This is a genomic window from Sphingobacterium prati, assembly GCF_013167215.1.
In the GTDB taxonomy this organism is placed as follows: domain Bacteria; phylum Bacteroidota; class Bacteroidia; order Sphingobacteriales; family Sphingobacteriaceae; genus Sphingobacterium; species Sphingobacterium prati.
The window spans coordinates 328035-349852 of record NZ_JABJWY010000024.1 but is presented as its reverse complement, the minus strand read 5'-3'; the positions used below and the strand labels follow the sequence as shown (position 1 = coordinate 349852).

Sequence of the window (21818 nt, the reverse complement as noted above, 5' to 3'; positions counted from 1 at the left end):
GGGATCATATTTATAATGCTTTTGTTACCTGGGATTCTGAACGATTTCAGGATTTAAAACAATGTATTTGGATGCAATAGGCATGACATACCGATTGCTGTTGGGGGCCAGGGTGAAAGACTCGCCTTTATACGTCCGTGTCTGCGTGTTGACAAACCCCGGTTCGGCCGCGAGACGTTTCTGGTCAAACCAGCGCAATCCCTTTCCCATCAGCTCTTTTCGCCGTTCGTTGATCACGAGCTTTAGGGTCGCCTGCTGACCGGGAATCTGTAGGGGCTTGTAAGCGCTGTCTTCAAAGCGTTTGCTTCGGAGGCTGTTTAATACAGCTACAGCTTCCGCAAAACGGCCATTATCCCGGGCCAGGGCTTCTGCTTTGATCAGCATCATCTCCGGAAGGGTGGGGCCATTGGTAATTTTGGCATTGGCCGATATAATGCGATGTTTGTTGTAGGCCTTGCCCTGGAAGGGTGCCCAGGGGAAGGCGCTGCCGTCAACGATAAAGAGCGTCGCGCGAAGGTCACCCGGCTCGAAAAGCGCCAGTAGCTCGGGATTTAATGACAATGTTGGCGCTATATTGCGCAAACTTTTTATAAAGATTTCTTCTGTATCGTCAAGGACATTGGGATAGCTGTTTGGTACCGCTTTGTACTGCCTGAGATCGATCAGTTTATACTGTGGTCTGGCCAGTACTAGCTCCGCATACTGCAGCGCTTTCCCATAATCGCGCATCTGTAAATATACGCGCGCCAAGATGCCCTCGGCGGCAGGTCGGGAGGCCAGCGTATTAAAATTGGCTTGCTCCGGAAGATCCGGGATGGCGGAGTTAAGGTCTTCAATAATCTGCTTGTAAACTGCCTCAATGGGTTTACGGTCTAGCTTGACATACAGATCGGGACTCGTTAATAAGGGAACACCCAGATCAGTTTTCGCAGTTGAAGCATCATACTGCTTCGCATAGCTATTGACGAGGTTGAAATAATTGAGCGCGCGATGTACTTTTGCCTGGGCCAGAATATTTTTCTTTTGGATCTCTGTTCCGCCCTGGCTTTCCATAATTTCCGTTGCGATCTGATTGAAAAGGTAGATCTGTTTATATTGGTCGGCCCAGTCGGGGTCCTCACTGTTGTCACCGACAAGGTCGCTTTTCCAGCTATAGGCATTGGCATCGGTCAGTAATAGTGTATTGAGGTAGGCTTCATCCGATCCATAGATATCGTCGCTGGCCAAGACTGGCCAATAATACGATCGCTCCACCGAAGTGCTGTTATTGAGCAGGCTCTGATAGTCCTGCGTATATTTTAGTTCACGTTTGCCGACCAGGTCTATCTCCACAAATTTACGGCAGGAAGCCAGGCTGGAAACGAATATGGTGGCAAGGCTGAAGGTGATAATCTTGTTTTTCATGTTCATAATTCTTAAAATCCCATATTGATGCGGAAAACATAGCTCGTAACGGGTGGCATGCTGCCATAACTGCCGTCAAACATATAATCTGGGTCGATATCCCGATTTGTCCTCTTCCATAAAAGGCCGAGATTGGTGGCTGTGGCCCCTATGCTCAACGATTTGATGGCTTTATTGCTGCCTAGTATGCTTGCTGGGAAACTATAGCTCAAGGCCAGCATTTGCAGTCGGATGTGACTGGCATCGATGACATTAATGTCTGCATACTCAAAGCGTTGTATGCTGTTAAGGTTGGTATTGATGACACCGGGGATGTTGGTATGCGCCTCGTCTCCGGGTTTGCGCCAACGGTCTACCAAAGCCTTGCTGTTCGGAAGGTATCCGTCAAAACCTGCTGTATTTGTAGGATACTGTGTGGAATTGACTTCTTTCCAACGTACCTTGTGCCCGAATTTCATGGTCATACGCGCTGTTAAGCTAAAGTTTTTGTAAGACAAGGTATTTGTCCAACCACCAAAATAAGGGGCACTCATGCGGCCCATATAGCGTAGATCAGTAGGTTGGAAATCATCTGTTGAGGCTTCTGAATCCAAGATGTTGCCCTGACCGTCACGAATTAAGGAGCGCCCTTTGTCGTCGAGTCCCGCCCAATGGTAGGCAAAGATCTGGTCAATGGGGTAGCCTTCGATCGGTGTGGAGGTCTCACCCGGCGTCTTCAACGTATTTGGAAAGCGGTCGTCCGTCACTTCGTTGCTGCTGTAAGCCAGGTTGAACGCACTATTCCACCTCCAGTTTGGCCCTTGAATGATCTGCCCCTGAATGCTCAGGTCAATACCATGACTTTTCATATTGGAGGTGTTGAAGGATAGGGTGGACCAGCCATAGGTCGAATTATAGGGGACCGAAGCAACGATACCGTATGATCTCTTGGTATAATAATCAAGGTTGACAGTCAATCGATTATTCAGCGCAGTGATATCCAGCCCTGTATTGAATGTGCGTGTTGTTTCCCATCCCAGCAGCTGGTTGGCTGGAATGCTGATAGATCCAGTAGGGAGCTGGGTGTAGAAATCGGTTATAGAAGCTGAATATAAGGTGTATGAGGTGCCGTCACGCGGTACGGAGCCGCCCGTACCGATGCTTCCGCGCCAGCTCAGGGCATTAATCCAGGGTAGTGCCCGCATAAAGTCTTCCTTGTGTAGATCCCAGCGCAGGCCCGTAGACCAAAAGGGTTTGGCGCGCTTAGAGCGGTCCACACCGATGATCGTCGCATCGTCAAAGCGTAAGCTACTTGTTAAAAAGTATTTTTCAAGAAGGGTATAGCCGGCATTGGCGTAGTAGCTCAGGTACCGTATACGGTCGATATTGATCGGAGCGTCCTGTATGTTCAATGTCTTGTTGCCGCCATAGATATCCTTATAAGGAACCGTCGGATTGATGACGGTAGATTGATAGGTATCTTTATCAAAGCCATAGCGTGTCTGTAGATAGCCCATCGTCTGGCTCTGGCGGATCTCGCTGCCGGCAAATAGGTCTATCTGGTGGATATCGTTAAATTTTTTGGATCCATCCAATTGGAAGCGTAGGGAGTAATCGTCTGTTTTGTTGTTGGAAGTGACGTATTTGCCACCCAAAGGAACGCCATAGATGAGTTTTCCTGTACTGCTGACTGTGGTACCGCTATTGATCAGGTCACGCATTTCATAGCTGTCGCGATCGCGGAGGCTTTCCATGTTACGCAGGCCCTTTTGATAGGATCCTGATAAAGATGCATTCAGCCAGCTCAAGGGACGATAGGTCAATTGACCGGTGAAGCGCGTTAGGTTATTGTCGTATCTATCGTTGCTCAGATTCAGCTCATCAATGTGATTATAGGACCAAGGTAAGTATCCTTGGCTCTCAAACCGTTCTTGTGCAACTTGGGGTGTGAAAGCAAAATAGCGATTGATGCTATTGCCATTTTCGTCCAATAACAGATTGTAGGGGGTGAGTCCAAAAGCACCCGGACTGATGGCACGGATGGCTGCACCATTAACCTTGCTTTTTTGAATGCTATGGTTGAGGCCTAAAGCTACTTTTAGCTTGTTGTTAAAATAACTGTTTTCGATATTGAAAGTCAAGGACATATTATTGGCATTGTTCTCCCGGTAGATCGGTCTGTCTTTTGAATACACAGCCGAAGCATAATAGCGCGCTCCCTGCACAGCACCATTGAACGACAGGTTATATTGTTGGCTTTGCGCCGCCTGCAACAGCTGGTCGCGGATTTGCTGACGGTTGTCCATCTGTCCTAGTTGGCTAAGGATGCTATTTTCTTCGTCGAGACTGATTTCACCGCGTTTGGCACGGAACATCGTCATGATGGCATCGGAGCGATTTGGTGCGCGCCAGCCGGATGTAGGATCGTAAAAGAAATTATTGTCAAAGAGCTCTTTCTCAAAATCAATATACTCAGCCGCATTCATACTCCGCAAGTTGTGCAGGTTGGGTGGTGCAGAGGTGCCTAGCGTAGAAGAGAAGTTGATGCTATTTTTCCCCATTTTGCCCGCTTTTGTTTCAATGACAATTACGCCATTGGCAGCTCTTGATCCCCAGATAGAGGCTGCGGCGGCATCTTTCAGTACCGTAATGCTGGCGATATCATCCGGGTTGAAGTTATTGAGTATTCCGGCACTTGTACTTGTGGCGGAAAGACGATCACCGGAGCCCGTTGGATTGCTGCTCAACTGTTGTTCCATTGCCGGAAAGCCGTCGATGACAATCAGTGGAGTACTGGAGGTGCTGGAAAAGGTATTCGGTGAGCGGACAAGGATCCTATTGGTACGGGTATCAAATTGAACGCCAGGAATTTGGCCTTCCAATCGCTCCATCAGGCTCAAAGCCGGACTTTCCTGTATTTTCTTTTCGTCAATGACGACGAGCGAACCCGTAGCTTTGCTGGGGTCTAGTTTTTGGTATCCTGTATTTGCCATCACGGATACTTCGTCGAGCGCAGAAATCTGTTGCTTGAGTACAAATAACGGTCCTAAGTTGCTTGCTGGTGTACCACTGAGGTCTATTTGTCGTAATTCATAGCCTAAGTAGCTGATTTCGAGTATGGCATCGCTGGGTACATTTGACAATACAAATATTCCCTTTCCATTTGTGCGGGTTTGATTATTGGTGCCTTTGATTCGTACACTTGCTCCGGCGAGGGGCTTTTGCTGCGTATCTGTAACGATTCCATTAATCGTGCGTTGCTGCTGATTATCCGTGACAATTATGGTCTTGTTGCGCACGATAAAGCCTAGGGATTGTCCCTGGAAGCAAAGTCCGAGCACCTCGTTAAGCTCAAGCTCACTTAAGTTGATCGTTAGGGCCGAGAACGATTTGCTATGCTCGGGACGGATCACATAATCATATCCCGTCTGTGCACGAACCTGTTGCAGGATCTGTTCGAGGCTGGCACGTTTGACATTTAGGTCAATTTTGTTTTGGCCGTGCAGGGCTGTGGCTGTTTGTAAAAACAAAACCAAAAACAACATGCAGAATAATTGAAATCGCATAAGCAATTTGATTATAAAGTTGGAAAAGATAGGCGGTCTTTGGGTCGGTTGATTTACCTGATACTTTTCATTAGCAAAAAAATATTGATACATTTGTTTGTTGATTTTTGGACATGGATGTCCCTCTAGACAAGGAGACATGTCATGCAGTTCATAATTTTCGTAATAAATGCTAGGCGTGAATTCAAAAATCAGTTCTAGGGGCGGTGCAACGCCTCTAGATTTTTTTTGAAATCCTGTTTTTTCTTTCGTTAGGGTATTACCATCAACCTCCTTTCTTTGCCTTTTATCTGGATATCAAATTTGATACCTGTGGTGGTCTCTAATATTTCAAGTACTTCCTGTAATGTTTTTTTGCGGGATATGCTGCTTATATATCGTTGATTGTTAATAGGACCGAGGTATTCCACTTCGATATTGTACCATCGTGATATTTGGGCCATGATTTCTTGTACGGTCGCCGAATCGAAGTAGAAATCGCCATTTTTCCAGGAGAGATCCTTGGAAAGATCAACTTCCAGTAGCGTAAATTCGTCGCCTGTCTGTATGATTTTTTGACCAGGTTTTAATAGGATAGGAGCAGGATTGGCAGGATTATTTAAGGCAATGGCCCCCTCTTCCAAGGTAAAACTTTGCTGTTTGTCTTCACGATAAGCTTTTACATTGAATTTTGTGCCTAATACCTGAATGGCATTCTGTCCGGCGTGTACAATAAATTCCTGCTTGATCATTTTACTGCCGGCGCTGATCTGCCGTTTGCTGACCTCAAAGTAAGCTTCACCATCCAGCGTCACTTCGCGTTTTGTACCTGTAAACTGTACCGGAAAAGTCAATTTACTATCGGCATTGAGCGTTACCTGTGTACCGTCCGCAAGCCGAATTTTGTAGGTATTGCCCTTTGGTACCACAAGTGTATTGCTGCGTACAGCTTGACTGTTACTTTTTGAGTCGTCGGCTTGGTAAACAAGCTGATTGTTATCGCTCCAATCGATAAGGATTTCGTGATCTTTGCGACTGTATGATCCACCGTTTTTATCCAGTGCTATTTGCTCGCCGTTCGATAAAATCAACATGGCTCCGCTGGTTGCTGCTGGGATCGGGAGGATTTTTTGTTTAGAAGATGAACCTGTTTCAACTTCTGAAGCCTGTATCCTGCTACTAATGCCCTTGGGGGCGGTGGAGGAATTGTGTATAAGGAAATAATAGGAAGAAAAGCCAATAACACAAATAGATGCTGCCGTTGCAAACCATTTTTTCCAGTGAGATCTGGATTGTTGCGGTACGTGGATCTCGGCATCAATGCTGTTCCATACATTCGAAAGATCCGCTTGCAGTTCTTCGGCTGTCAGCTCAAAATCAGGCAGCTGGTTTACATAGCTGATATACCAATCATCCACAAAGGCTTTCTCTCGGTTCGAACATTGATCTGATGTATATCTTTTTAGTAAATCGCGATCTACTTTTAACGGTTCTTTCACGTGTTGTTGTGTTGTTGTTTTGGAGTATAACAGTTAACTCGGCCACAGGTCCCAGATCAAAATGATTTTTTTAAAAAAAACTTGGACCATTAGGGTCGGTCCGGAAAAAAAGCAAGGATAAACAGAAGTAAGGGTAACTTGTGGCGCAACAAATTGAGTGCATTTGATATTTGATTCTTTACTGTTTTTTCACTGATTCCAAGTTTTTCGGCAATCTCCTTGTGGCTTAGGTACTGCGTGCGGCTTAATTGAAATATTTCACGCATTTTTTCAGGTAGATTTTGGATCTCTCGTTCGATGATGTCCTGCAATTGTTTCTCACGGATGACATGATCGGTGTCTGCTACGTAATTTGATGCATAAGAGGACATGCTTTCTAGGTATTTATCAACTACCTTACTGTGTGAAATATGGTTGATCAGTTCATTTTTAACAATTTGATAGAGATAGGAGGAAAGCTTGATGTCTGTCGGCAACTTGCTGCGTATGGACCAGATCTTGACAAAGACTTTTTGTAAGATATCTTTTGTCTCCTCTCGGTCACGGATAAATTTGTTGGCATGGACGTACAAAGGCATGCTATATCGCTGGTAAATGACTGAGAAAGCTTTCTCGTCATCCTGGCGAATCAGATCAACCAAGATTCCATCAGAGAGTATGGCGTAATCGTTGTCCTGCATGTTGTATTTAGGTACGTTTTTCTAAGGTGAATAACAGAAGCCGGGCCTTATCTTTTTGCCGAACTTCATCAATTAATAACACAAATATAACTTTTTAATAAAATAAGTATGAATGTTTTGCAAAAATTTCACTTTCGTCCAAAGGTCATTTGGGTTATGACCTAAAGATACGCAAGATTTATGCTGTTGCTTATCCAAAAACAACAGAATGAATTTGGTATAATTAGTTAATCACTTATTTTTTCTTTTTGGAACAAAGCTGATAGGCCACTAATCCAATGCCAAAATTTGTCCGGCACGCGGCAAACAACGTGCTGGACTTATCATCATTGCACCAGCTCGCTGGACTCGCTGATCAGTGTTGTCATGGCATGATAATCTATTTTTCCATTGCTGGTCCGTAAGATCGCGGACAGCTGCTGAAAACGGATCACTTGGGGCAGGATATTTACCCGTTTAAACAGCAGTTCTTTAATCGTTTCCTGTTGAATGTCGGGGTTTGCATAGCAGATGCTGATGTATTTATCCGAAGTACTACACAGACCAGTTCTTCGCGGAGAAACTGGGATGCCAGCGTTTGCTCAATGCAGCACATGGAGAGTGGGGTAAATAATTGGATGCAGAATATTGTTTATCGGCTGAAGCTCCTTAGTGCTGGAATTAAAAAATGCAAAATGGAATGAATGGGCTGGTTTCATTTTGCATAATTCGGTCAGGATTATTTGCTTAAAATAATCCTGACTATTCCCTTGCCCACTAGTTTGTATGCACCATCCGATAATTCCGCTACGCGTTGATAGGATGATTTAATTTTTTGTTCTACTTTAATCTTCGATAAAGTTGTTTTTGAAATGCCCAAAAGTTTCATCTCGGCATGGAGCGAAACACTACCCTCAACATGAAAAGTAACCGAATTTTTGAGTTCTCGAAAGTTTGAAATTGGGTAATTTATAAATAACGTCCCACCGAAAATAGTCAATTTAAAATATTGTCTGGGTATGATGCCGAAGGCAATGCCGGCTCCATATACTTCTTGTCCAACTTCTCCGCTTTTCTCCCACCCATCATGGATATCCTCTAACGGAACCCACAGATCTTTTTGCACCTTGCCAGTTTTGGTTTTTTCGGCGATCATTTCAGGTGGAAGAAGTGTCGGATAGTAATAGGCTAGTCGCCCTACAGCATATTTTATAAATTCAGGGATCAATACTTTTAATGAGGGAAGAATAGTGATGCCGGCCGTCACCTCTAAGTAGTGGTGCAGGGCGGCGAACACTTCCAGTTCTTCATATGCTGCTGTATAAGGCGCATCGTTTAACGGAAAAACGGAAAAGAAATAAGGGAAATTTTTGCCATAACCATAATCACAATCCCATATCTGACAATTTTTAAAAATTCCGGCAAGGCAGCAATAGCTGAGTTCCAGGTACTTCTTATCCCCGGTAATCTTGTACATTTCAACTAACGCTCCTGCAGAAAATGCAGTGTTGTTGGCCTGATAAAATATATCAAAGGCTAGGCCATCCAAACTTTTTATCGCCCTGGATGCTTCAAGAAGAAACCGTTTTTCTTTAGTCAGCTGCCATGCCATGAGCATGATATGGGCATAGGATCCGGGTACATCTTTTTCACCTCCGTCTCCTGGCGCCGTTTCAGCTTTTAATACTTCTAGCGTAGTCATCTTATAAAAAACGGGCCACTCGTATTCGAAATGCCGGGCAACCTTGATGGCATAATCTATTGAATCCAAAAATAACTTTTTAGCTTTTTCATCCCCCCTTAATGCGAGCCGGGAGAGATTCAACAGAGGATGGTGTAAATACCAGGAGTCCATCACCATTTCACGTTTTTGCTCCTCGGATTTGTCTAAGTCATCTTCTAGTGCGGGATGCCAGCGCACAATACTGCCTATGGATTTATCATAAAATGTCGTTAGCCCGTCAGACAGATCTTGATACATGGGATGATTTTCCCCTTTCCAAGTCAAATATTCCTGCAAAGGGAGCAGTACAGCAAGCTGTACCATAATCTCTGCTGGAGTCTTATAGTCGTTGACATAGGCATTGAGGTATGGACTTCCTCCCGTCTGGGTCCAACAACCTTTATGATTATAAATATTGTCCAAAATTTTTTCAGCTGTTGGTAGCCAATCGTGTTGGCTGGGTGCGGGCTTCGGAAGCAACAGATAGGTCGTTGCGAGTGACTCAAGATAGCTTTCAACAACGTCACAGTCCAATTCGGGTATAGCTGCATCGAGTTTAACAAAAGCATCCGAAATAATATATTCAACGTCAGCAGGTAGCGGTTTTTCTGCATTTACAGGAAACTGAAACCCGAGCTCTGGCCATTTGCCACCTACAGTTTCGCGGAGAGATACTTCTGTTGCTTGACAATAGGGAGACATCGCTGTAAGGTTCTGAAAGTAAAATACAGAACCGACTTGCGGTTTTGTCATGCTGAAAAAGAGTTGCCCCGAGCGGGAGCCTACCTGTTTGACATGGACCTGCCCCGCAGTGTTTTCGGTGCTACCGCCTTTTGTTAATGGCAGGATGTCTCTTGGCCAGAAAGGAATTAGTAGTGGTAGTTTGGTCCGCAGGGTGGTGGTATAACGGAACATTGTTCCTGAACTTTTGGGAAAGAAAAGAATAATTCGATAAGAAGCTAGCCTGGTAGAGGCGGTGATCAGGATTTCATCGGGAGCTTCGGAGATTGCCACTTTTTCAAAATTACTGTTCATCCCAAAGGCAAGCCTAAAGGCTATACTTCCCCCATTTGGCCAAATGGCCACCAGCCAAATGGAGTCACCTACATCATAAATTTTGAGTTTATATTCCTTAAGTGCAGTCTCAAAAATAGGCATACTTTCAGAAAGGTCGGCCTGCACTGTGGCTGACCATGGAGTGACAGGGTTTATCATCACGCTATCTTTTAAAATATATGATTCAATTAGCGATTCTTATTTGTTTGTTATCTAAGGAAGGGTAGTGGCGCAATAATCGTTTTAAAAATTTTTGGGATGTCATAAAAAAATATGCCCACAAATTCGGGCCTGGCCTAATGGTGATACTGAAGTGATCAGCGCTACTGGTGTTTATGTATAGCGCTATCCGCTTTATTCTCAATTACAAACTGTCGGATATGCCCTTTTTCCCAAGCATTTGCCAAAGGATCTACATGGCCGAAAGGAATAGTTTCTCGTTGTGCTTTCTTTTTAGGAGTAGAAATATCAAACCGCTTGTCGCGGTCTCTTATTAAATCTGGATGTAGTTGACCATCTTTGGTAAAACCCATCATGATCATTGGAGCGCCTACCGGCAGTTGACGTTCCTGGTCAGTATGCCAGGTGTGTATGGTTTTACCGTAGGTATTAACGAGCTTTTCCATCAATTCGTATTCCGCCTTATCCGGAATTCCGGGTGCGATCAGGGTTCCTGATTTCACTTCATAATGATGTGAATGCCAAAGCATTTTCTCCTCTGCCGGCAATGATTGGAAAAGCTTCTCGGTTATGATGTATTCCACACCCATTATTTTGGCATCCTTGCTGTTGCCGTCAAATATAATAGCCTGATAGAGATCATCACTAAGTTGCTGTACGTAATGGTGCGCTTCCATCTGGGCATTGATATTCCCGTTGTAAAAATGAAAGCCGTCCAGGTAAACATTAAAGGCGCTCAAAGGACTCTTGTCCTGGATAACATCTGCTGCCGCCTCCAAAGCTTTATCTTTGCCGGATTTTTCGGCTCCAGGTGTTTTGACGTTGGACTCCGTATTTTTTCCGCCACAAGCAATGTTGAAGACAATTGCTGATAAAATAAGCAATCTATGGTGTAGGTTTGTAGTCATATCTTTTATGTTAGCCATCTTTTTATATTAACCATCTTTGAACAAAAGCAAAATGCATATCGTTGAAACTTAAAAGAATTCATTAACCTTTTCTGCAGTTTCCAATGCTCCATGTATAAATCCATATGCATAATTTGTGTTCATCGCTTCTCCAATAAAGAATATCCTGTTCTTTATAGGAGATGACGCTACTTCTCTGGCATTCCCTTCGCCCAGCATCGGAAAGCTGTATGTTCCTTCAATAAAAGGCTCCTTTGTCCAGTCCTGAAATTTTGTGCTTTTTAGCAAAGGTCGAAGATTCCGTCCCGCCAATGTAGCAAGTTCATCAAGCATGCCCTCTTGATATGTGACCGGGTTCTCATAATATTTTTTAGCATAATGACCCATAATGATAGTGATGACAACGACATACTTGCCTATTTTTTTTTCGATATAATAAGGAGCATATTGTTGGGCGAAGGCACTTTTTTTGAGAATTTTCTCTTCGAAAAAAAAGAATGCTTTCAGGCCTGTGCCCATGCCTATTTTTTGTATGGCCAATCTCTTCTCATGGGATAATTGGGGAACGAATTTTATACTATTGTTTTTCAGCTGCGAAATCGGTACAGCGACTATAGCGCGGGCAAAATTCAGCTTTTTTCCCTCCTCGGTGGTAAGCGCTACTGACTCTTGGTCATAGCAGATCACTTTTATCGGAGTCGAAAGGTGGATCCTTTGCTTGGGGATGTCACTGAAATAGTTATGTATAAAACTACTCATGCTAGTATCCTTTAGTTCATAGTCTGAAGGCTCCAATGCCGGTAGTAAATGTATAAATTCTTTTGTTGAAAAATTTTCAGTTGAGGATGCCATGTCCACTAAGGCGGTATCGAAATAAGTTTTTAAGCCGGGGTCTCCGGAGAAATTCCGAATAGTTTCAGACAATTGTACATCCAGTTTAAAGGGAGTATTCTGGATATAATTGATAAATGATTCCACCTGTTTTGGGTCTGCTTTGGTTTCCTCGTTGTTATTTTGATGATCATTATAATTACTGATTGAACGATAAGCCTGGCCAGCGTCCTCGATAATGCTGGTTAACGAATTGGGGTTATCATTAAATTGATGCAACCATTCACCTCCGAGATCAACGGTAATATCATCAAACTGATATCCCTTTATTCTACCACCGATGCGAGCTGAAGCTTCAAAAAGGGAAACATCATAGCCTTTTGCCAGTAGTAGCTTGACCATGTAAAGGCCTGCTATTCCAGCCCCTATGACAGCAACGCGTTCCTCATTATTTTTAGTCATCATAATCATGTTTTTACTAAAACAGAAGCTTTTGACATTTCGTTCTGATTTATCTATCACATTACAACATTACTTACACGGGGACGTATTGATGGAAACTCGCTGCCCAACGATCACCAATCGGGAGTCAATCAATGTTTACCTGAATCCGAAACCGGGTGTGCTTGATGAGGCGCCGAATAGCTCATAAGTTCTTTACAGGTCATTGGGCTCAACAGCGGATGTCTCTAATATTATGAGTTTCCTTGTCGAAATGTTTCAAAATTACATTTTCGTAAATCTGTGCTATTCTTCCGCTGATATGGAGTAGAGCAGAGGCCTGTTCTGGATATAACTTTGTCTTATCAAAATAACAAATAACACTTTAAACAATAACAAAATGGCAAAGACAATTTTTATTACAGGAGCAACTTCAGGATTTGGAAAACTTTGGACAGAAGCTCTGTTGCAGCGTGGGGACAATGTCGTCGCAACTTCTAGAAAAGCAAACGCTTTTACAACATTATCAGAAAAGTATGGTGATCAGTTTTTACCGTTACAGCTTGATATTACGGATAGAGAGGCTGTATTTGCTGCCGTTAACGAAGCTAAAGAACATTTTGGTCAGCTTGATGTGGTGATCAACAACGCGGGATACGGTGTTTTTGGTGCAGTGGAAGAAATCGGGGAAAAAGTAGCCCGGGATGTTTTCGACGCAAATGTGTTCGGAACGCTATGGGTGACGCAGGCCGCATTGCCGATTCTGAGAGCACAGAGACATGGGCATATCATCCAGCTTTCCAGTGTACTTGGCGTATGGAGCCTTCCGACGCTGGGCATCTACAATGCGACTAAATTTGCAGTGGAGGGACTTAGTGAAGCCCTGGCCAGTGAGGTCAAAGATTTTGGCATCCATGTAACGCTAATCGAGCCAAATGGCTACAAAACAGAATTTGGAGGAAGTTCAGCAGTTTTTGGCGATTCGCTGGATGTTTATAGTCCGCTCAAAGAGAGTCTGACCAAAATAGAGGGGCTTGGTCCAAACGATTACGGAACTCCGGAAGCGACTGTTCCCGCTATCTTAAAGCTGATTGACAGTGAAAATCCACCGTTAAGATTATTCCTCGGTAAATTGGGTTATGTCAAAACCGAAAGGGTGTACGATGAAAAACTTCAGCAGTGGAAAGAGTGGAAAGATGTTTCAGAAGCAGCGCACGGGTAATCCCGTGCTTTTTTACACATAGTTCAGCATCGTTATGAAAGCCCAAAAAATAGAATATTTACACATCAGCACACTGCTCGCCTTTATCCTCATTCCGCTTGGAGGACTTACCACCGATATTTATATTCCCTCGCTGCCGGCGATGGCAGGTGATCTGGGCGTTTCAATGCAGCAGGTGCAGCTTTCCTTATTGCTTTTCATGATAAGCTCCGGACTCAGCCAACTTTTTATCGGTAGTATACTGGATAGCTTTGGGAGATACAGAATCAACCTGTTTGCCCTTATTGTATTTTCAATCGCCAGTTTTATTATCGCACTGGTTCCCCATATCGGTGTTATCTATGGAATGCGGATAATACAGGGAATAACAGTATCGCTGATCATCGTTGGAAAGAGGGCATTCTTTGTGGATATGTACAGTGGTGAAAAGGTGAAGCACTACACGAGCCTATTTTCAATTGTATGGGCAACGGCTCCTATTGTCGCACCATTTATTGGCGGATATCTACAGGTAACATTTGGCTGGCAGTCGAATTTTTATCTATTGGGCTTTTTGACAGCAGCTGTTCTGTTTTTCGAGTGGAGATATACCGGTGAATCGCTCCGGAATTTCCAGTCCTTTAATCGGAAGCAGATCCTAAATGTCTATTCAGGTATGCTTAAAACAGCGGATTTTAGTGTAGGGCTGCTTATTATCGGACTGAGCTATTCACTACTCGTTATTTACGGTATCAGCAGTCCGTTTATTATTGAAAAAGTGTATGGTTATTCACCTGTTGTGACAGGCTACAGTTCGCTGGGTTCAGGAATTGCACTGATGCTGGGCGGAATCACCTCAAAGGTGTTGATAAACAAAAATCTATTCTTAAAAATCAATACCGCCGTGATCCTACAATTGATTTTCGCAGGCCTGATGACCATTATATCATTTGGAGCGAATGGATTTTATGTACTGCTTATTTTTACGTTGCTTATTCATTTCCTTTCCGGCTTTATTTTTAATAATGTCTATGCATACTGTTTACAGCGTTTTAGCAAGAATGCAGGAGTGGCAAGCGGGCTGACAGGCGGCGGTATTTACGTCATTAGCTCCATTGCCGGTTACGGCCTGATCAATTTATTTATGATAAAAAATGTTCAGAGCATTGCAATGGTCAATCTACTGATTGCGGTTTTGACTTTTCTGGGGATTTTTATTTTCAAAAGATCAGTCGTTAGACGGGGGTGAGATTTTCAAATTTTACGGGATTACATGTACATTTCTACGATCGCCCCATCTATCGTAAATCTGTGCTATTCTTCAGCTCAAACGGGCTACTTACAGGGGCATTATCCGTGGTAACTTTGTTATATCAAAAATGAAAAAATAAAAGAAAGCTTCCACTGACAATTGGAAGATTCAAGTAAACAATAATAAATAATAAGAATATGAAAACTATTACAGTTCCAAACAAAGAACAATTGAGCGAAGAAGCTCAGGTCATTTTATCATCAGTAGAGAAAAAAATGGGCAAGATCCCGAACCTTTATGCTACTATTGGATACTCTTCATCAGCTTTAAAAGCAATGCTGGAAACAGAAGCAACCTTAGCCCATCATTCTTCTTACACCGCAAAGGAAAGGGAAGCGATCAATTTGGTTGTGTCCCAAGTAAATGATTGTGATTATTGTCTTGCTGCACATACCATGCTAGCTAAATTAAATGGTTTTAGTGAGGAGGACACTTTAGCAATCAGAAAGGGAGGTGTTGAGGATGTTAAATTGGATGCCATTATAAAACTTGCCCAATCGATCGCAAACAATAAAGGTAATGCCGGAAATGCTGCACTGGAAGACTTCTATAAAGCTGGTTTGGATGAGAAAGCGCTAGTAGAACTTACAGCCTTGGTTGCCCTTAGAAGTTTTACGAATTATGTTTTTGCAAATACCCAGATCCCGATTGATTTTCCGGCAGCAAAAAGTTTATAATAAGTGTTTAATTGAAGTGTTGGTGAGAGTTTCTTTTAGAAATTGAAAAAGCTCTCTTTTTTAACTAAGGTCTATAGCTAAAGCTACATCGTAATTATGTGCTATTCTTCAGCTGAAATGAGTTAGTGTATGAGTATGGATAAGGATAATTTTGGATTAACAAAAAAAGAAAAAATAATGAGCAAAATAATTTTTATTACAGGAGCTTCCAAAGGATTTGGAGGATTATGGGCTGAGGCCTTACTTAAGAGAGGTGACAAAGTTGCTGCGTCAGCAAGAAATATCGATGCGCTGCAGGATTTAAAAGACAAGTACGGTGACAGCATTCTTCCTGTGAAACTGGATGTCAACAACCGTACAGAAGTGTTTGAAGTAACGGAACAAGTAGAAAAACACTTCGGAAGAATTGATGTGCTGATTAATAATGCAGGTTTTGGATTGTTCGGAACGACGGAAGAAACAACAGAACAACAGGCAAGGGAACAGATGGAAACCAACTTTTTCGGCTCCCTTTGGGTGGCACAGGCAGTTTTGCCAGTGATGCGAAAACAAAGAAGCGGACATATTATTCAGATCTCCAGCTTTTTGGGATTAACGACTTTACCGCTTTTGGGATTGTACAACGCTTCAAAGTTTGCCGTGGAAGGTTTAATTGAAACCATCGGTTCAGAAACAGCACATTTGGGAATCAAAACGACTTTAATAGAACCTAACGGATTTGCAACGGACTGGGCAGGAGCTTCGGCGGTGCAAGCTTCTTCCGATATTACAGATTACAATCCGGTGCGTGAGGCATTTGCAGAGACAGGGGATAATCCGGATATCTGGGGAAAACCGGAAGCTACGGTAGAGCCTGTTTTGAATCTTATCGACAATCAAAATCCGCCGCAAAGATTATTGTTTGGTAAAATTGCTTATCACGTTGTCAACGAGGTTTACACCAAAAGGTTACATGATATCCAAAATTGGAAAGAGGTGAGTATCGCGGCGCACGGGCATTAACATTCGTCATAAAAGGAGATTGTCGTACATTTGATTAAAATAAATGATAATGAAACATTATAAAACCCTTACAGAACTGCACACGGGAAATGGCTGGGACGCTCCGCAACACCCGCTATTCAGTATGATCGGCTGTCAGGCGGCCTGTCCGCTGGGAAATAGGGAATTTACCACAGATTGCTACATCATCGCCTTTAAAAAGATTAAATCAGGGATGTTTTTGTATGGACGTACCAAATACGATCATGATAATGGCTGTCTTTTCTTTGCCAAGCCACGGCAGATCATTGAAATGAGAGACCTCGAATTTGAAGAAAATGGCTACATGCTGATGATTCACGAAGATTACCTCAACGGTCACGAGCTCTTTAGAAGCATTAATAATTATGGCTTTTTTGACTATGAGATAAACGAAGCATTGCAACTTTCCCCAAAAGAAGAACAGACAATTCTGGAGCTTCACTCCAAAATCCAGGGGGAATATTTTAATAATCCGGATGAATACAGCCGCGAGATTATCTTGAGCCATATTTCTTCCATTTTGAAATATGCACAGCGCTATTACAAAAGACAGTTTGTCGACAGAGAGCAGGTTAACGGAAAAACAGCATCACGATTCAATGATACCCTGAAAAAATACATGCATGAAGGTGGTCTGGAAAAAAATGGGTTGCCAAGCGTCACCTTTATTGCCGACCAGCTGTTTATTTCGCCACGCTATTTGAGTGACCTGCTCAAACAGGAAACAGGGAAAACTGCTTTGGAGCTCATTCATATATTTCTTATTTCAGAAGCTAAAAATCTGCTGACCTTGGGAGAAAAGGGAATAGCGGAAATAGCCTATCACTTAGGTTTCGAGAACGCTTCTTATTTTACAAAATTATTTAAGAAACAAACGGGTATGAGGCCCTTGGAATTCAGAAAATCACAGCTCAACTGATTACTGCGATTCTGCTGTTTAAAGTGTGCAAATGTATCTTTTTTTGACTGACCAGGCTAATTTACAAACTCTTCACCCCATTTCAAGAGTTCTGTAAGGCTGGGTTCCAGCTTTCTTCCTTTTTCTGTGAGTGTATACTGTACTGTTGGCGGCACCGTAGCAAATACTTCCCGGATAACAATCCCATTTTCCTCCATATTTTTTAATTCTTTCACCAGCATGCGCGTATTGATGTTAGTGACTAATTTTTGAAGCTCGTTGAATCTTTTGGTGCCATGTAGAAGGGCAAAAATGATTGACATCGACCATTTTCCCCCAATTATATCCAAAATTTCCTGTATGACACATTTAGCTGAAATTTTTTCAGATTTTTTTTTGCTCATAACGTTTTGATTTACTGTAAGACTGTACTTTTTGGTATTACTTTACATTTGTGTAACTACTTTCAAATGTAAAGTATTGGATTTAGATTTACAACATAATATTTCAATTTAACATTATGGCAAATTCATTAAAAGGAAAAATTGCGCTCGTTACGGGCGGAACAAAAGGTATCGGAAAGGCAATAGCCGATAAGCTCGCACGCGAAGGTGCAAAGGTTATTATAACAGCTCGAACTAAACCAGCTGTAGAAACGGTGCATTATTTTATAGCAGGCGACCTGAGCAGACCCGATGCTGGCCAGATCATTGCGGACGAACTTCTGGAAAAATTCGGTAAAGTGGATATTGTGGTCAATAATGCCGGTGCCAATACCAGCCCAGGCGGGGGATACAGTACGCTAACGGACGAGGACTGGAATAACGAGATACAACTGAATCTTATGTCTGCCGTTAGGGTCAATAAAGCGTTGATTCCGAGTATGGTGGCCCAGAAGGAGGGCGTAATCATCAACATATCTACCGGCGCTGCACTACAGCCTCTGTGGAAAATGACCATGTCCTATTCGGCTTCAAAGGCAGCGTTGAATGCCTATACCAAAGCTTTGGCAAGCGAATTGGGGCCGCAAGGGATCAGCGTGAATGCCGTTTCTCCGGGATTGGTCAAAACACCTCTGATGGAAGCTTTTATCGCTGATATTGCAGCAAAAAACGGTACCTCTGTTGAGGAAACATTTCATGCTATCAAAAATGAAATTGGCGATCTTCCAATGGGCAGAATGGCAGAACCCGAGGAGGTAGCAGCTCTTGTCAGCTTTTTGGTTTCACCGGAGGCAAAATATATCACGGGGGCAAATTATAGGATTGATGGAGGTGCACTACCAGTTTTATAATACTTAGGATCGGTTTCATAACGGCATTGCCCGGTAAATAGATTGAAGTCCCGCAGATAAGCTCTGCGGGACTTTTAAGATATAGGTAAAATATCAAAGGAATTTCGTAGCCTAGCTCATAAGCGGTCTTACTGATCGTAAGATCGGTTGTACAAAGTTTATCTTTCGCCTTAGTATTAATAAGCGCATTCAAGGATTCACTTTGCGGGGCAGTATTGGTCTTCGATCATTGGATAATGAATGTTTTACTCGTGGTCAATATTGACGCGATAAATAGCTTCGGCCTCTTTATCATCAAATTTGCGCATTTGCTTGACAAGTTTCTTCTTCATCATGTTGACGATGCTGCGGTACGCGGGGTCGCTGTACACATTGTGGAGCTCCTGTGGATCTTTTTCCAGATCGAATAGTTCCCAGTTTTCTATACGTTTATAATAGCGGATCAATTTATAGCGGTCATCCCGGACCCCAAAGTGTGGGCTCACGGCATGTTCTCCATTTTCAAAGTAATGATAGAATAGGTCCTTGCGATGTTCCGCTTTGTTGTTTTTCAGCACATGGACAAAAGATTCGCCCTGCATGTCTTTGGGTTTCTTTACGGCGGCCAGTTCCAATAGTGTAGGTGCGATATCAGCATTGACAACCTTGGCATCAATGGTTGAATGCGCGTGCAACAGGGCTGGATACCGCATGACCAATGGTGTGCGGAACGATTCTTCGTACATCCAGCGTTTGTCAAACCAGCCATGCTCGCCCATGTAGAAACCTTGGTCTGATAGATAAATGACAATGGTATTTTCGGTGAGTGATTTTTGATCCAGATAATCCAGTACTTTGCCAATATTGCGGTCCATCGACTGTGCCGTGTTAAGGTAATCGATCATGTAACGTCTGAATTTCCATTCTGCAAGCTGTTTTCCGGACAGGTTATCTTGCTTTAACTTTTCGTAAATAGGACGGTAATAGGCGATGTAGCTGTCTTTTTGGGCTTGATTCATCCGCTTGAAATTGCCGTCGGCCATCATGTCTTCCAGGGATTTGAACATCTTTAGGTCGTAGCCCATCTTCATATCCTTATCAATGGACATTTCTTGCAGTGCTGCTGCGTCTCTGCTTTGGTAACTGTCATAGAAAGTTTCGGGCAGCTTAAAATTTACGGTATCATAGCTGCCAAAATCTTTAGGGTCGGGCATCCATGTGCGGTGTGTTGCTTTATGACCGATGACCAGACAGAATGGTTTGCTGGCGTCTACGGTATCTAGCCAGTTCACTGCTTTTTCGGTCACGATATCGGATACATAACCCGCCACTTGTTTACGGCCCTGTTTGCTGATAAAATCCGGATTAAAATAGGTGCCCTGATCAACAAGGATATCATAATAGTCAAAGCCTTGCAATTTGTTTCCCAAATGGATTTTACCTACCCAAGCGGTATTATAACCAACTTTTTGCAATTGCTTTACAAAAAGGTCCTGGCTGAAGTCGAACTCCGAGGTTTCATTATCCCTGAATCCATTCTTGTGGCTGTATTTTCCGGTCAGCAGCGTGGCGCGAGATGGGCCACAGATGGAATTATTGACAAAGGCATTTTTGAATATTGCCCCCTGATCAGCGATGCGGTCTATCTGTGGCGTTTTCCCATATGTCGATCCATAGGCTCCAATCGTCTGATAGGCATGGTCATCCGAGATAATAATGACGATATTTGGCCTTTTCTGTGCAGAAGCGTGTTGGAATAGCGGAAGTGAAAAAAATATAAATACAAGCGTTTTAAGTTTCATTGTGCTTTCTGTTTAAAATAGATTGTTGTTTTGAGCTGAAGCTGATCCAAGATAGTGATAAAGTTTCGGTTGTCTGGTCTACCAGCCGACCCACGATCAGCATCCATTGATGTACTTTTCCGTGGTCAAGCGTTATTTAATGGCGCCGAAAATTAATTGTTAGTCTAATACAGATCTGTGGATTGTTGATTTGTTTCTCTCATATTTATTCCAGTTGAATATCGAATTCGTCAAAAGATTCTTTACGCCAGGCCATGTCCTGTGTGGTTGTCGAAAGTGCAAATAAAGGAGAGAATGTTTTTACTTTTATGGTTTTGCCATCCGGAAGAAATTCAAGGATCCGTAACCAGCCATCGCCGCCGCTGCCCCGGTGCCCGCCGCCAAGTGCCTGGGCATTAAAGGTCATCTGGTTGACCTTTTTGTTGGCAGAATTATTGTCAATGCGAAAGCCAATGTGCTTTTTGATGTCATTGGCAGCGCCGATATGGCCCGAAAATACCAGCGCTATGTTTTTGGAAGGCTGAACCAGTTTTTTCCAGATGGATTTGCCATAGTTGGCGTCATCAAGATCATATTTTTCTTTTTCAATATGCTCATTTTTATAATTTAAATAAGAATGTGTTAAAAGGACGACTTGATGATTGCTGTATGCTGGTCTGTTAATTACTGATCTGGCCCATCCCAATACCGTGTCTCTTGGCGCAAATTCGATCGAGAGAAAAAGAAAATTTTGTCCATGTGGCGAGCGCCATTCATAGCTTGCATTTTCTAAACTTGGATCACCGTATATGTTTTCGGTGACATCCCGCAGCAGCTCCAGGTTTTTGCTGTTTTTGTCTGAAGGGAAATAAAGCGGAAAATGGGTGGTTTTTGGTTTATGTGTATAGCTGAATATATTATAATCATGGTTTCCTGTCGCTGTTATATAAGGTAGTTTTCCGTCTAATTTAGCGAAAGCTTTTGCCGCAGCTTCCCATTGCTGTTTTCCGGTCTGGTCCATTTTTAGCCGGTCTGGATTAATGATGTCATCGTGTTCGACCAGATCACCGGTGCATAGCACGATTTTTATATTCATTTTTTCCTGATGCTCCACAATCCAGTTCATCATGATATCCAAAATAGGCTGATTGCGCTGAAACTTGACATAGTTCTGTATATCCGGAAGCAGTACCATGGACCATGATTTTTGGTCGCTCAGCGTCGGCTGCTGAAAATGATTGCTTGTTGATTGACCTTTTGCTGCTGTTGTAAAATACACCAAGCATAGCAATAGAAGACTGTTTTTGATGAGGGTTGTCATTATAATAAAAATTAAATCTAGTACCTTTTAGGTTAGTTACACGTATATGAATTTAGCTTATTTTTTGTTTAAAAACCTTTTTTTTATTTCCGCAAGATGAAAAAAAT

At 42.9% G+C, this 21818-nt stretch carries 16 protein-coding genes; 6 read left to right on the top strand and 10 right to left on the bottom strand.

The annotated features are described in order from the left end of the window. Positions 1-24 precede the first annotated feature (24 nt). From HPC41_RS07440 to HPC41_RS07410, 7 genes are all read right to left on the bottom strand, one after another. Positions 25-1404, bottom strand: coding sequence for a RagB/SusD family nutrient uptake outer membrane protein (locus HPC41_RS07440; protein ID WP_172393399.1), 1380 nt, complete (start codon positions 1402-1404; stop codon positions 25-27). Positions 1405-1415: 11 nt separating this feature from the next. Then, entirely contained in the window at positions 1416-4949 is a 3534-nt protein-coding gene (locus HPC41_RS07435) for a SusC/RagA family TonB-linked outer membrane protein (protein ID WP_172393398.1), read from the bottom strand. 251 nt (positions 4950-5200) lie between these two features. After that, complete coding sequence (locus tag HPC41_RS07430) at positions 5201-6427, bottom strand: FecR domain-containing protein (protein WP_172393397.1); 1227 nt, start codon at positions 6425-6427, stop codon at positions 5201-5203. An 89-nt stretch (positions 6428-6516) separates the two neighbouring features. Next, on the bottom strand, positions 6517-7107 hold the full coding sequence (locus tag HPC41_RS07425) for an RNA polymerase sigma-70 factor (protein ID WP_172393396.1): 591 nt from the start codon (positions 7105-7107) through the stop codon (positions 6517-6519). Positions 7108-7825: 718 nt separating this feature from the next. Further along, positions 7826-10024 (bottom strand): hypothetical protein, encoded by a 2199-nt coding sequence (locus HPC41_RS07420; RefSeq protein WP_216660690.1) that lies wholly within the window; start codon positions 10022-10024, stop codon positions 7826-7828. Positions 10025-10188: 164 nt separating this feature from the next. Then, complete coding sequence (locus HPC41_RS07415; protein WP_246250458.1) at positions 10189-10971, bottom strand: OBAP family protein; 783 nt, start codon at positions 10969-10971, stop codon at positions 10189-10191. 51 nt (positions 10972-11022) lie between these two features. Beyond that, positions 11023-12249 (bottom strand): flavin monoamine oxidase family protein, encoded by a 1227-nt coding sequence (locus HPC41_RS07410; RefSeq protein WP_172393395.1) that lies wholly within the window; start codon positions 12247-12249, stop codon positions 11023-11025. A gap of 376 nt (positions 12250-12625) precedes the next feature. On the opposite strand from HPC41_RS07410, the gene HPC41_RS07405 reads away from it, so the two are divergent. The 5 genes from HPC41_RS07405 to HPC41_RS07385 all read left to right on the top strand — a co-directional run bounded on the left by HPC41_RS07405 (position 12626) and on the right by HPC41_RS07385 (position 17357). Then, positions 12626-13447, top strand: a complete 822-nt coding sequence (locus tag HPC41_RS07405) for an SDR family NAD(P)-dependent oxidoreductase (RefSeq protein WP_172393394.1) — start codon at positions 12626-12628, stop codon at positions 13445-13447. Between the two features lie 34 nt (positions 13448-13481). Continuing rightward, positions 13482-14675, top strand: coding sequence for an MFS transporter (locus HPC41_RS07400; protein WP_172393393.1), 1194 nt, complete (start codon positions 13482-13484; stop codon positions 14673-14675). A 200-nt stretch (positions 14676-14875) separates the two neighbouring features. Beyond that, a complete protein-coding gene (locus tag HPC41_RS07395) occupies positions 14876-15415 on the top strand; it encodes a carboxymuconolactone decarboxylase family protein (protein ID WP_172393392.1) in 540 nt (179 codons plus the stop codon). Positions 15416-15592: 177 nt separating this feature from the next. Next, the gene (locus HPC41_RS07390) at positions 15593-16417 is read left to right on the top strand and encodes an SDR family NAD(P)-dependent oxidoreductase (RefSeq protein WP_172393391.1); all 825 of its coding nucleotides are present in this window, start codon (positions 15593-15595) and stop codon (positions 16415-16417) included. A 49-nt stretch (positions 16418-16466) separates the two neighbouring features. After that, positions 16467-17357, top strand: a complete 891-nt coding sequence (locus HPC41_RS07385) for a helix-turn-helix domain-containing protein (protein ID WP_172393390.1) — start codon at positions 16467-16469, stop codon at positions 17355-17357. A 56-nt stretch (positions 17358-17413) separates the two neighbouring features. Here HPC41_RS07385 and HPC41_RS07380 read toward each other — a convergent pair whose 3' ends face one another. Next, positions 17414-17740: a winged helix-turn-helix transcriptional regulator gene (locus HPC41_RS07380; protein ID WP_172393389.1), complete on the bottom strand. Its 327-nt coding sequence runs from the start codon at positions 17738-17740 to the stop codon at positions 17414-17416. Positions 17741-17856: 116 nt separating this feature from the next. Between HPC41_RS07380 and HPC41_RS07375 the strand changes: the two genes are divergently transcribed. Then, the gene (locus HPC41_RS07375) at positions 17857-18630 is read left to right on the top strand and encodes an SDR family oxidoreductase (protein WP_172393388.1); all 774 of its coding nucleotides are present in this window, start codon (positions 17857-17859) and stop codon (positions 18628-18630) included. Positions 18631-18875: 245 nt separating this feature from the next. Here the strand turns inward: HPC41_RS07375 and HPC41_RS07370 are convergent, their stop codons facing one another. Both HPC41_RS07370 and HPC41_RS07365 read right to left on the bottom strand, forming a co-directional pair. Beyond that, positions 18876-20411, bottom strand: a complete 1536-nt coding sequence (locus HPC41_RS07370; RefSeq protein WP_172393387.1) for a sulfatase family protein — start codon at positions 20409-20411, stop codon at positions 18876-18878. Positions 20412-20616: 205 nt separating this feature from the next. Beyond that, on the bottom strand, positions 20617-21711 hold the full coding sequence (locus HPC41_RS07365; RefSeq protein WP_172393386.1) for a metallophosphoesterase: 1095 nt from the start codon (positions 21709-21711) through the stop codon (positions 20617-20619). Positions 21712-21818 lie beyond the last annotated feature (107 nt).

Coding starts and splice junctions, on each gene's coding strand:
- HPC41_RS07435 (WP_172393398.1), bottom strand. CDS start 4,949: ATGCGATTTCAATTATTCTGCATGTTGTTTTTGGTTTTGTTTTTACAA.
- HPC41_RS07415 (WP_246250458.1), bottom strand. CDS start 10,971: ATGGCTAACATAAAAGATATGACTACAAACCTACACCATAGATTGCTT.
- HPC41_RS07390 (WP_172393391.1), top strand. CDS start 15,593: ATGAGCAAAATAATTTTTATTACAGGAGCTTCCAAAGGATTTGGAGGA.
- HPC41_RS07395 (WP_172393392.1), top strand. CDS start 14,876: ATGAAAACTATTACAGTTCCAAACAAAGAACAATTGAGCGAAGAAGCT.
- HPC41_RS07385 (WP_172393390.1), top strand. CDS start 16,467: ATGAAACATTATAAAACCCTTACAGAACTGCACACGGGAAATGGCTGG.
- HPC41_RS07425 (WP_172393396.1), bottom strand. CDS start 7,107: ATGCAGGACAACGATTACGCCATACTCTCTGATGGAATCTTGGTTGAT.
- HPC41_RS07380 (WP_172393389.1), bottom strand. CDS start 17,740: ATGAGCAAAAAAAAATCTGAAAAAATTTCAGCTAAATGTGTCATACAG.
- HPC41_RS07410 (WP_172393395.1), bottom strand. CDS start 12,249: ATGATGACTAAAAATAATGAGGAACGCGTTGCTGTCATAGGGGCTGGA.
- HPC41_RS07405 (WP_172393394.1), top strand. CDS start 12,626: ATGGCAAAGACAATTTTTATTACAGGAGCAACTTCAGGATTTGGAAAA.
- HPC41_RS07400 (WP_172393393.1), top strand. CDS start 13,482: ATGAAAGCCCAAAAAATAGAATATTTACACATCAGCACACTGCTCGCC.
- HPC41_RS07440 (WP_172393399.1), bottom strand. CDS start 1,404: ATGAAAAACAAGATTATCACCTTCAGCCTTGCCACCATATTCGTTTCC.
- HPC41_RS07420 (WP_216660690.1), bottom strand. CDS start 10,024: ATGATAAACCCTGTCACTCCATGGTCAGCCACAGTGCAGGCCGACCTT.
- HPC41_RS07375 (WP_172393388.1), top strand. CDS start 17,857: ATGGCAAATTCATTAAAAGGAAAAATTGCGCTCGTTACGGGCGGAACA.
- HPC41_RS07370 (WP_172393387.1), bottom strand. CDS start 20,411: ATGAAACTTAAAACGCTTGTATTTATATTTTTTTCACTTCCGCTATTC.
- HPC41_RS07365 (WP_172393386.1), bottom strand. CDS start 21,711: ATGACAACCCTCATCAAAAACAGTCTTCTATTGCTATGCTTGGTGTAT.